The organism is Mesorhizobium sp. M2C.T.Ca.TU.002.02.1.1 (assembly GCF_003997225.1).
Map to the genome: position 1 here is coordinate 1 of NZ_RZTO01001095.1, position 1640 is coordinate 1640.

General features: G+C 65.7%; 2 protein-coding genes. Both read right to left on the bottom strand.

The features are described 5' to 3' along the window. Positions 1-84: 84 nt before the first annotated feature. Positions 85-711: a CDGSH iron-sulfur domain-containing protein gene (locus tag EOD07_RS33700; protein WP_127238285.1), complete on the bottom strand. Its 627-nt coding sequence runs from the start codon at positions 709-711 to the stop codon at positions 85-87. A gap of 263 nt (positions 712-974) precedes the next feature. After that, complete coding sequence (locus EOD07_RS33705) at positions 975-1322, bottom strand: hypothetical protein (protein WP_127238286.1); 348 nt, start codon at positions 1320-1322, stop codon at positions 975-977. Between the last annotated feature and the right edge of the window lie 318 nt (positions 1323-1640).

Genomic DNA, 1640 nt, shown 5'->3' on the forward strand with positions numbered 1-1640 from the left:
TTGTTAAGGTTCGCGCTCTACGGCGCCCCCCTCTGTCCTGCCGGACATCTCCCCCACGAGGGGGGAGATTGGCAGCTTCGACGCCTACCCCTCGAACCCCACCCGCTTATGTGACCCGTCACAAAACGGCTTGTTGGCCGAATGCCCGCAGCGGCACAGGAACACCTTGGTGGTGCGCGCGATCGTATGCCCCGTGCCGGTGACGATCTCGGCATTGCCTTCGACCTTGAGCGGGCCGTTGACCGTGGGCGTGACCTTGAGCGGGCCGTCCCGCGCTTCCAGCACCTGCGCTTCCTTCAGCGGCGGCTCGCCGGTGGCGGTGAAGCCTCCCTTGATGTGGCTGTTGTCGCAGAACGGCTTGTTCTGCGACAGGCCGCAGCGGCAGAGTGTGGCGCGGAACAAGGTTTCGTCACCCAGCACGATCTCGGCATGCACCGCCAGCGGACCGTTCTCGCGCACGCGCACGGTGTTGACCACCGGCGGCTTCTCCTGCGGCCCGCCGTCCTTGCGGTTGTAGGTGATGGCGCCCGACGGGCAGTTCTGCGCCAGCGCCACCACCTGCTCGACGCTGGCCGCCTCCGGATGGATCCACTCGCCCGGCGCGTTGGGCACGAAGACATGCGGGTTGCCGAGCACGCAATTGCGCGAATGGATGCAGCGCTTGCCGCTGAAGGAAACGTCGATCTTCTCGCTTTCGACCGTGCCTGCCATGGAGCTCTCCTCTTGGTGGGTTGCGGCAAGGCTAGGGCGCGGGTGCGAAGGGCGTCAAGCTGGGAGCATGGGCAGCCTTGGAGGAGAAGGTTCCTCGCCTCCACGAAGGTGGGGGAGAGGTGGCTCGGCGAAGCCGAGAGGGAGAGGGAGAGGGGGAGCGCCCTACGAAGGCCCCCGCTCCGTCCGCTTCGCGGCCACCTCTCCCCCGCCTTTGGCGGGGGCGAGGAACCCAAGTACGCAGAAGTCGGTGGAAAGGCGCCCCGCTACTCCGCCAGGTCGACCGTCTCGGTCGAATGCTCGGTGCAGATGAAGCAGCAGGTGTCGCAGGGCTGGTCGTTGTCGGGGCCGACGCCGGCGGTGACGGAATCATCGCCGTTCACCCAGGCGCCCCAGCAGATGCGCTCGCCATTGTCGCAGGAGATCGGCAGGGATTTGCGCGCCTTCGGCCGGATGAGGAACACCTTGTCGTCGCCCGGCCAGACTTTCTGGCTGTCGCGGCTGAACAGCTCCAGCGCGACGCCGTCGGAACGCTGGTTGCGCACGAAAACCGACATGTCGGCGGCGAAAGCCGGCGCGGTGAGGAGAAGGAAGGCGAGCAGAGCGCGAATCATGGCGAGGTCCCCCGGGAGAGTAGAGCACGGGTGGAGTGCGTAATCTCCCCCCTTGTGGGGGTTGAGGAGCGGTCCGCGTAGCGGACGGGAAGCCAATTGCTTGGCTTTCCGAGCGACGAAAGCCCGCCAGGCCAGAGGGGGGCGCGAAGGAACGCGGCGTTGCAAGATCAAGGTTCCTCGCCCCACGAAGTGGGCTAGGGGATGCACACATCTTTTGAGATGAATGACTCGCTTTTGATTGGCGGTCTTGTGTTGGGGTGTGATTCCGTCTGCGATGCGTTGATGGAGATGCGTCGCGATGTCAGCCCATGAGATCGG